9 protein-coding genes are annotated in these 7994 nt (G+C 55.8%); 6 read left to right on the forward strand and 3 right to left on the reverse strand.

Annotation, left to right across the window (positions count from 1 at the left end):
- Positions 1-365 precede the first annotated feature (365 nt).
- Entirely contained in the window at positions 366-857 is a 492-nt protein-coding gene (locus tag CJ255_RS20030) for a hypothetical protein (RefSeq protein ID WP_124682026.1), read from the reverse strand.
- A 223-nt stretch (positions 858-1080) separates the two neighbouring features.
- Here CJ255_RS20030 and CJ255_RS20035 point away from each other — a divergent pair, with 223 nt between their 5' ends.
- The 4 genes from CJ255_RS20035 to CJ255_RS20050 all read left to right on the forward strand — a co-directional run bounded on the left by CJ255_RS20035 (position 1081) and on the right by CJ255_RS20050 (position 5962).
- Positions 1081-3660 (forward strand): N-6 DNA methylase, encoded by a 2580-nt coding sequence (locus CJ255_RS20035; protein ID WP_124682027.1) that lies wholly within the window; start codon positions 1081-1083, stop codon positions 3658-3660.
- The gene (locus tag CJ255_RS20040; RefSeq protein ID WP_165774841.1) at positions 3644-4195 is read left to right on the forward strand and encodes a type II toxin-antitoxin system VapC family toxin; all 552 of its coding nucleotides are present in this window, start codon (positions 3644-3646) and stop codon (positions 4193-4195) included. Before CJ255_RS20035 ends, CJ255_RS20040 begins: the two co-directional genes overlap by 17 nt.
- A gap of 282 nt (positions 4196-4477) precedes the next feature.
- Positions 4478-5098, forward strand: a complete 621-nt coding sequence (locus tag CJ255_RS20045; RefSeq protein WP_097645859.1) for a hypothetical protein — start codon at positions 4478-4480, stop codon at positions 5096-5098.
- A 72-nt stretch (positions 5099-5170) separates the two neighbouring features.
- Positions 5171-5962, forward strand: coding sequence for an ATP-binding protein (locus tag CJ255_RS20050; RefSeq protein WP_097645860.1), 792 nt, complete (start codon positions 5171-5173; stop codon positions 5960-5962).
- A 489-nt stretch (positions 5963-6451) separates the two neighbouring features.
- On the opposite strand, the gene CJ255_RS20055 is transcribed toward CJ255_RS20050, so the two are convergent.
- Together CJ255_RS20055 and CJ255_RS20060 are read right to left on the reverse strand one after the other, a co-directional pair.
- Positions 6452-6868 (reverse strand): putative toxin-antitoxin system toxin component, PIN family, encoded by a 417-nt coding sequence (locus CJ255_RS20055; protein WP_097645861.1) that lies wholly within the window; start codon positions 6866-6868, stop codon positions 6452-6454.
- Complete coding sequence (locus CJ255_RS20060; RefSeq protein ID WP_097645862.1) at positions 6868-7110, reverse strand: hypothetical protein; 243 nt, start codon at positions 7108-7110, stop codon at positions 6868-6870. Before CJ255_RS20060 ends, CJ255_RS20055 begins: the two co-directional genes overlap by 1 nt.
- A gap of 91 nt (positions 7111-7201) precedes the next feature.
- Here CJ255_RS20060 and CJ255_RS20065 point away from each other — a divergent pair, with 91 nt between their 5' ends.
- Together CJ255_RS20065 and CJ255_RS20070 are read left to right on the forward strand one after the other, a co-directional pair.
- On the forward strand, positions 7202-7567 hold the full coding sequence (locus CJ255_RS20065; RefSeq protein WP_097645863.1) for a hypothetical protein: 366 nt from the start codon (positions 7202-7204) through the stop codon (positions 7565-7567).
- Positions 7568-7569: 2 nt separating this feature from the next.
- Positions 7570-7994 (forward strand): DNA adenine methylase (locus CJ255_RS20070; protein ID WP_217352503.1); only part of this gene is annotated, 425 nt, incomplete at its 3' end.

The raw sequence follows: 7994 nt of genomic DNA on the forward strand, positions 1-7994 counted from the left end.
GGTTACGCCACGCGCTGCGCCGCTGGCGCAGGCGGCGTAACGCCAAACTGTAAAGTAACTATGAACCATGTCTAAGGTGCCAACGTCCCATGAGACCTAGCAGGTGCGGCGCGGTGGGATCGTTGACGTCCTCATGGTGGCTGCACGCGCCCCACCTGCCAGGTCATGTGCGTTGCTCTTGGTCCATTGGAGCGGGTCAAAAACCCTTTACACACCAAGCGGTGCTGCATTGTCTCAGTGGCGGGGTAGGGTGCGCGAGGGAACCTGGTTCCCTCGCATCCATCAACTCCAGCCGTCCAAGGAGGCGCAGTACCTCAATGCGTTGGCTGTCGAGTGGCGGTAGCGCCGCGTAGGGTGGAACATGCTCATGACTGCCCATCACGCGGCTCCTCTGCGGCAAAATCGTAGCCCGCAGCCACATCCTGCGCCGACGGACGCCGCCCCCGTTGACGGAGCAGCGCCTCGGCAGAAGGGCCAGCCGCATGGAGCGTCTGCTCCGGCGCGGTCTCGGCGGCCAGCCCCGGAATAATCGCGTTGCTTGCCGGACGCGGCGCCGCATTCTCCTCCACCTCGCCCCGCCGCGCACGCGGCATGCGCCCGCTGCGCTGGGACGGCGGTGCAGGCGCGACGGCGCTCCGCTTCGTCATCCGCATAAACTGAGCATCAACCAACAGCCCCGGAATGCGCGTCTCTAACCGTGAAAGCCAAGCCAAGCGACGCATCTGATCAGGAACCGCCTCCGCATTGTCGCGCAGCAGTTGATAATGGGTGCGCCGGAGCTCCTCCCACTGCGCCAGCAGCTCCTCCCACTCCTCACGCGAATATACACTAAGCTGCTGCACCAATTTCGTAAACACTTTCAAAGTCTTTGTGGGCAAAATCATCCAAACCACATCGCCGATTGACACTCTGAGTCAAATGTTCTATAATATATACGTCGGTTTTAGGCTTCAGAATGGCATAAAACCACTCACTGATCCTGCTGACGTTACGCAAAGATAATCATCTCTCTCGCGGAGGAGTGGTAGACGAAGCCAGTGTTTCGGGTCGGTGGCGGTGCGCGATAAAGGGGGGGGCACCGTGGAAGTACATCTTTCAGCGATACAATTACTGAACTTGACGCACGATGGTCTGCTACAGCTAGGCTATCGTGACGGCTTGATCCGCCGTGACTACCCCTTTGCTGATGTACTCATCGAGTCCTCGCCAACCCGTATGATTGATTTAGCCGCCTTCGCACAAGAGCCACCATCATACCGAAGTGCTTGCTTTGGGGTGGCTATCCACGATCAGTACAACCCAGAAACACTCCAACAGTATCGTGCACTTGGCGCTCCCCAGATACTGGTACTCTCCCCTGAACACAGCATCGTGCGGCGATGGCGCATGACCGCCACTGGTGCGCCGACGTTTATCGAAGAGATTGCACCGGAACATCTCCGCACTGCTTTTCATGCCAATCGAGACGAATGGAGTCCTAACGCAGTTCTGCGAGCCAAGTCCATTGGTTTCGCTCGGAGATCTGTTCAACTTGACTTTTTTGATACCGGGTTGCTTCCCACGTTGGAAGGAACAACGCATAAAAAACTTGACCAACTGCTCCGCGATGTACTCGCTACCTGCAAAGCGGTTTACGCTGAACACCACGACAGTGAGCCTGATTACCAGTCGCTCTTCCGACTGATCTTCCGCTTCATCGCAGCGAAGATGCTTGCGGATCGTGGCTATCCCGGTGACGATTGGCTGCACCCTGATCCCCAACGGGTAATTGTTGCCGTTGACGCATTTTACTTTTGTCAGGCTCCCGATGAGGGGCTGTTGCAGGTTCCACTTGTGCAGCGCGTCGCATGGGATAAGATCCGCAACGCGTTTCTCTTTCAGAATCTCTCTGTTGAGGCCTTGGCGTACGTGTACGAGAACACCCTCGTTAGCGAGCGTAACCGCAAACTCTTCGACACCCACGCTACACCGCCACAGATCGCCGAGTACATTGTCCAACAACTGCCCTTTAATGAATTGCCACAACATGAGCGGCGTGTCTTTGAACCCTTCGCTGGGCATGCACCATTTCTCATTGCTGCACTTGGACGGCTTCGCACACTCCTTCCCTCCACCATGAATACAAATCAACGACATGACTATTTTGTAGGCATGTTACGTGGGATGGAACTGGATGCGTTTGCTCGTGAAGTGGCCCGCTATTCGCTGATTCTGGCTGACTACCCTAATCCTGATGGATGGGATATCCAGCAAGCTGATCTCTTTTCATCGCCACACACCGACACCTATCTCCAACATGCCAGGATTGTGCTCTGCAATCCACCCTTCAGTGATCTACCAACACGCGGAACAGAAACGCGCCCGCGAGCAGGTGCGGCCAAACGGGCGGTTGAGGCGCTGAATCGGGTCATGCGCTACCCGCCTGCACAGCTTGGTTTCGTCTTGCCAAAGGCTTTTGTGAGCGGTCAGGAGTACCGCAATGCGCGGAAGCAATTGGCAGCATCATATCAGGAGATAGGTATCGTCGCGCTCCCTGATACCGTTTTTCAATATTCCGATGTTGAGACGGTTCTACTAACTGCACATAGTCCACGCACGAATAGTCCACGTCACCGTACCGCTTCCGTCAACAAACAGGATTATGATCGCTTCCTGCAGACTGGCATTCCTACGTGGCAGGAAGAGTTGCCAACTGACTTGGTTGACACCGCTGACTATCCGGTATTCTGGCGTACACCGCTTTGGCGCGTGTGGGAGTCTCTACGCCGCCTGCCCCGGCTTGGCGATGTTGCCGAGGTGCATCGCGGGATTGAACAAACCGGTTTTCGAGAGCAGATTGATCATTTTATCTCTCGAGAACCTGCCCCTGAACTACTGGCAGGATTAGTCAATGTTGAAGATGGCTTTGAGCCATTTGTAACTCCCTCTCCAAAATACCTTCGCATCGACCCAACACGATTTCGACGTGGTCATGAATTTCTAAAACTTGCAGCAAAGCCAAAAGTAATCGCCAATGCAGCTCGCCTGAGTCAAGGGCCTTGGCGAATTGCAGCAGTTATAGATCGGCAGGGTCTCGTTTGCTATCAAAGGTTTCACGGAGTTTGGCTCAAGGCAAACACCTCTCTAGAAGAAATTGCATCCGTACTCAACAGCCCCCTATCTAATGCTTTTCTTTATACCCATCCGGCAGCAGGAGGACGCGACAATCAAATACGTGCTATTAAAGACCTACCTTTTCCAGATTTCACGCCAGCACAAACTCAAACTCTTGTTACTCTTGTAAACCAATATAAGCTATATCGCTCTCAGTGGCTACAAAATCCTGACCAAGCTGAAGAACTTGGGGAAGCTTGCCGACAAGTATTGGTACACATTGACGCCGAGGTTCTTGCAGCCTACGAACTGCCTCCACGATTAGAGAAACAGATGCTCGATATATTTGCTGGTTATCAACGCCCTGGCCCAGTGCGTTTCACAGGCTACTATCCAACCGATTTTCGTCCAGCTATTCCGTGGCGCATCTTCATTTCCCAGGGTTTTCAACATGCCGGAGCCCGCTCTACCATCAGCCGTCTACCAGTGCTGAATGATCCGGTAATCTCAACTGCTGTACGCGATCTCGACGCCTCATCAGACGATGATTATGACATCGACGCCTGACGCCTACTTACTCGACACCTCAGTTGCCAGTATCGCGTGGGATGGTGACAACAGAGATCATACGCTGATTCGAGGGAGATTAAGCGCCCTCGGAGAAAGCACCGTTGCGGTTTGCGCTATCTCCATTGGCGAAGTAGCCTATGGCCTTGAGATCGCTGATGGTGCCGATCCAAGTCGGCACCAAGCTGTACGTAATGCCATGGAGACCTATTTTGTCTGGCCCGTAGATAAAGATACAAGTCAGTACTACAGCGTCCTGCGCGGCGAACTCTTCCGGCGATACGCGCCACGCGATAAACGCGGACGAATAAAGGTCAAGCGCCCCGAAGATTTGCGTGATACGACGAGTGCTCGTGAACTTGGTATCCAAGAAAACGATCTTTGGATCGTAAGTGTTGCTGTTCAATACAACTTGCGTTTAGTCACTCGCGATGAGCGCCTGAAGCGAATTCTCGAAATTGCTCAATCTAAGTATGGCTACGACCGTTACGAGATCTGGTCGGTTTCAGCATCTACACCAACTGGAACTTCATAATCTCCTAGCCACTTCCTTCGACGTACCCGCCTGAGCCATCAGGACGGGGAATTCGCGCATTCCTCTCCTGATTATTGAAGGAAAGGGGTGCGCTTTGTGGTGTTGGTCTTCCGCTGATCTGGCTCGGCCCTCTTGTCCACGAGCCCAAACGCGCCATCCGCTGCGCTGCAGCGTGGCCTATTTGGCGCACCCGCCGCCCGTGTGCGCTCCCGCGTGCTTGTGGCGTGAGACAAGGTTTCAGGGGTCAGGTTTCAGGGGTCAGCCTGAGCGCATCAGAAAGCGATGCGCGACGCTAAACTGGAAATTGGCCGGCGGATCACGGGTGATGCGCGGTTTGTGCCTGCGCCCCACCATCTGGTGGCGGATCGTCAGGTGGGGCATGCGGCGTTTCGCCTCTGGTGTCTGCTCCACCGGCTCTGGTTTCTGCGTGAGCCGCCGGTGATGGAGTTGTTGCAGGAGTTGATGGGCCATCGGCGGGATGAACATGCCGCTTGGCAACCAGCAACGCGCCGTAGTGTCGAGCGCTGGCTGGCAGAGTTGGAACAGGCTGGCTGGTTGGTCTGGGCGCGTCGCGGTGAGACGACGCGCCGCTACCATTTGCTCTCGGCTGGGAGCGGTGCTGGCGATACGGCCTTGCTGCGTGAGCTACGTATGTTGCTGAATTCGGGTAAGGCGACTTTGGCTGTGGTGCAGCGTGAGCTTGAACGACGGCGTGAGCTTGGCCAGGGAATTGGGGCGATGGTAACGACCTGGCGGGTGCAGCCGCCGCGTAAGGCGGCGCCGGTTGCACCCGCAGCGCCAGCCAGCGACCAGCATGCCGAGAGCGCCAAGGCGCATGCACTTCGCAATAGCCCCTGCCGACGCGAGTGCATTGGAGATCCAGTATCTCGCGCTGGATCTTGAGGACAAGCTGCCGCCGGATGCTGCGCTTGCCAACCTGTTGGCGCGTCGCGCCAACGCCACTGGAGGAGGAGCATGATGACCAGTAGCACCAACACGAACCGTTGGCAGCGCATCGGGGTTATTCAGGTGGGCAACACGACCTACCCGCGCATTGAAGCGCCCCCGCCACCCGCCGGCACCTGCCCCACCTGCCGTGGCGTCGGCTTCCTTGTCGCGGATGTGCCCTACGGCCACCCGCGCTTCGCTGAAATGATCCCCTGCGACTGCAAAAAGAGCGAGCGGGTGCAGCACCACCAAACCATGCTTGCCCGTTTGAGCAACCTCGCCGGCGTGAGCGACCGCACCTTCGAGCGCTTCAACCCCGACGTGCCTGGGGTACGCAAGGCCTACCTGCGGGCCCACGAGTTTGCCCAACAGATGCAGGGCTGGCTCTTGCTCTTCGGGCCGTGTGGCGTCAGCAAGACCCACCTCGCCGCTGCGGTGGCCAACACCGTGCTGGCACGCGGCACCCAGGTACTCTTCACGCCGGTGCCCGATCTGCTCGATCACCTCCGGTCAATCTTCGGCCCCAATAGCGAAGTTGGCTACGACACCCGCTTCGACATGGTGCGGAGCGTCCCGCTGCTCGTACTCGACGACCTGGGCACCGAGAGCGCCACCGCCTGGGCGCGGGAGAAGTTGTACCAACTGCTCAACCAACGCTACCAAGCCAACCTCGCCACCATCATCACCAGCAACCTCCCGCTGGCGCGCCATGACCAGCGCATCGTCTCGCGCATGCAGGAACGCGCCTTCGCCGGCGAGATTCTGCAGATCGCGGCGGCGGATTATCGCGCTTCGATGGGCAAGGCGAAAGGGGGGTGAGATAGCCTGCGCTCCCAGGGCTTTTCCGCCCTGATAGGTTATTGCACAATACCGCAAAGCCACCTTGCTGTTCACGGAGCACTGTCATGCTGAGTATTAAATGGCCCGCGGGCCAGTGGGCCGTGAGAAACAAAATGAGCGTGGCGAAGGTATGCGCTGGCTGAGCTTGTCGAAGCCAGCCCCGGAGTGCGGCGCGGCGGCGCGGGGCTTCGACAAGCTCAGCCACCGCGCCGCCGCACCGCGTTTGTTCCTCAGGAGCGCAGCGAAGCATCTCTTTTGGTCACTACGAGAAACCCTTCGCTGCGCTCCTGAGAAACAAATGCCTTTGTCATGCTGAGCGCAGCGAAGCATCTCTTTTGGTCACTACGAGAAACCCTTCGCTGCGCTCCTGAGAAACAAGGCTTGTTTTTCACAGGCCACTGGCCCGCGGGCCATTTCGTACTCAGGGTGACAGAAACCGCGTGACAGCCTTACTTTTGCGCTACTGCGTTACTGCGTATCAGGCACGAGCGTGAGAAATTCCGCCACAGTAATGATCTCAATAGTACGAAATGATCGCAGCGGCAACAAATGCCTCCGGTCGCCCGTCACAAGGTAATTGGCCCCTGCTGCAACAGCACACTCCAGTACACGGTCATCGTCGGGATCTGCGGCAATAAACATAATATTTTCTTTAATTTTAGTTATGCGAATAAAAGAAAGAATGTACGTCAATGTTTGTTCGACCTGAGAATCTGAAAAAACGAGCTTTGTACGCAGCTTATCACGTAGCTCTTGAAGTAAATCTTCGCTGGTGAAGCCTATGGCCAAACCATGTCGTACACGATCAAGGCACAAAGCTGGACGGCCACGCCAACCAATTGCCGAAAGGAGGACATTGGTATCAAATACAACGATTGGCAGCATCAGCGATCCTCATGAATCAAGTCATCCACAAACGCCTCGCGCGCATCATCGTCCAGTTCATCCCAGACAACGCCGCGTTCGGCGGCACGCATGCGGAGTTGTTGTTCGGCATAGACCATGTTTTCGTGGTGATGGGTGTGGGCTTCTTCGGCAAGGGTGAGCAGGACGAGATGCTTTTGGGTTGGTGGGAGTTGGCGAATCAGTTCCACAACTTGATCGTTGGTAAGGGTTATGGTTGGCATAGCTACCTCATTGTGTGGGTGGGGTTTTAGGGGAGGGCGCAGCCCGCCCCTAACCCCTTCCATTGTAGCCTATTTATGGAAGGAAATCTCAATGACGACCACTCCGCCCATCTTGATTGCCGCCGACATCGGCAATGTGAACACCAAGTTTCGTCGTGCGGGCGGCGCTTGGGTCAGTGAACCGTCGCTGGTCTGGTTGAGCGCTGGCCGCCAAGGGTTTAGCTTTCGCGCCGACGACGCCCCGCTGCGCCCCGTCATCTACCGTAGCGGCCCGGCGGAGCTTGAGCGCAATGTGCCCTACTTGGTGGGCCACGACGCGCAACGGGCTGGTATGGCCGATATGGCGATTATCGGCAGCGCAGAACATCAAGTGCTTTGCAGATTCCAAATGTATAGTTTATCATGGAGGGAGTCAGAGATCTTGCCATACGAGGTGCTACGATGCAACGTGCCCTAACCATGTTCCAACAAGAAGACCCGAAGTACCTGCAGAGTGAATTGATTACCTATATTGGCAATAAAAGAGGATTGCTTCCTTTCATTAATGAAGGTGTCACATTCGTGAAAGAGAGACTAGGCAAAGATAAACTCATCTTTTTAGATCTCTTCTCAGGAAGTGGTGTTGTTTCAAGATTTATGAAAGCTCACGCTGAGCGCATTGTTGCGAATGATATAGAGCTATACGCAAAGATTGCAGGTAGAGAGTTTTTGCAGAGATGCAGAGGATTGAACCACAGAGGCACAGAGAACACAGAGCAGGGTGTGGCATGGCCCATTGTTGACACTCCCTCCGTACCATCTCTGTGCCCTCGGTGCCTCTGTGGTTCAATCCTCGGTACCTCTTCTTGTTGGCGTTTTGAATGCCTTGTTCAAAAACTCTCTAC

The organism is Candidatus Viridilinea mediisalina, from assembly GCF_002532535.1.
Lineage (GTDB): Bacteria > Chloroflexota > Chloroflexia > Chloroflexales > Chloroflexaceae > Viridilinea > Viridilinea mediisalina.

Coding starts and splice junctions, on each gene's coding strand:
- CJ255_RS20040 (WP_165774841.1), top strand. CDS start 3,644: ATGACATCGACGCCTGACGCCTACTTACTCGACACCTCAGTTGCCAGT.
- CJ255_RS20045 (WP_097645859.1), top strand. CDS start 4,478: ATGCGCGACGCTAAACTGGAAATTGGCCGGCGGATCACGGGTGATGCG.
- CJ255_RS20050 (WP_097645860.1), top strand. CDS start 5,171: ATGATGACCAGTAGCACCAACACGAACCGTTGGCAGCGCATCGGGGTT.
- CJ255_RS20055 (WP_097645861.1), bottom strand. CDS start 6,868: ATGCTGCCAATCGTTGTATTTGATACCAATGTCCTCCTTTCGGCAATT.
- CJ255_RS20060 (WP_097645862.1), bottom strand. CDS start 7,110: ATGCCAACCATAACCCTTACCAACGATCAAGTTGTGGAACTGATTCGC.
- CJ255_RS20065 (WP_097645863.1), top strand. CDS start 7,202: ATGACGACCACTCCGCCCATCTTGATTGCCGCCGACATCGGCAATGTG.